Source organism: Leucobacter chromiiresistens, from assembly GCF_001477055.1.
GTDB lineage: Bacteria > Actinomycetota > Actinomycetes > Actinomycetales > Microbacteriaceae > Leucobacter > Leucobacter chromiiresistens_A.
In genome coordinates this window covers 1-761 of sequence record NZ_LDRK01000170.1, presented here as the reverse complement: position 1 = coordinate 761, position 761 = coordinate 1, and the positions used below count along the sequence as shown (strand labels likewise).

Below are 761 nucleotides of genomic sequence, written 5' to 3'. Positions count from 1 at the left end.
TTGTTCGGTGATCTCCGAGGTTTAATCAGCGGTGAGCTTCGGCACGGTCAGATGTGGACAAGAAGATGAGGCCGAGCCGGGCAGTCCCTGTGCGCGCGAGACGAGCGGAGCCGCGATTCGTGGATAACCGTGCGCGCCGAGCTGCGCGCCAGCTCTGTGAGCGGTGGTTGTGCGGAGCAGCTTCGGGCTTTGCGGGGTGATCGGTCAGGTCGGCGTGCTATTCGGGCAGTGAAGCGCACGTTACTGACCGCTCACCCCGCAGAGCCGGAAGCTGCTCCGCAGAAGCACCGCTCACAGAGCTGGCGCGGAGCTCGGCGCGCACGGTTTTCCACGAATCGCGGCTCCGCTCGTCGCGCGCGCACGGGACATGTCAGGCTCGGCATATGCCCAGAGTACGCACGCCCCTCCCCGACGCCTTGGGCACTGCGTTCACCGCCGCCGAAGCGCGAATCGCGGGGCTCTCCGCACGCCGTCTGGCCGCCCCCGATGTCGCGCGGGTGACGCGCGGCGTGTACCGCCGCCTCGGCGTCGCGAGCCCCGATGAGGCCGACGAGCACCGCGCGGCGCGCTGGCGCCGACAGCAGATCGCCAACGCGCGCGCGATCTCGAGAACGCTCTCCCCCGGCCAGTTCTTCAGCCACGCCACCGCGGCCGTGATCCTCGGTCTCCCCGTGCCTCACCGATCCGACGACGACGTCGACATCGCGTGCTGCTCAGACCGGTGGGTATCGCGCGCACCCGGGGTGCGCGCGATACCCACC

Annotated in this window: 1 pseudogene; it reads left to right on the top strand. The window is 69.6% G+C overall.

Features of this window, described 5'->3' with window-relative positions:
• Positions 1–383 precede the first annotated feature (383 nt).
• A pseudogene (locus tag NS354_RS12890) lies at positions 384–761 on the top strand (hypothetical protein); the annotation flags it as partial.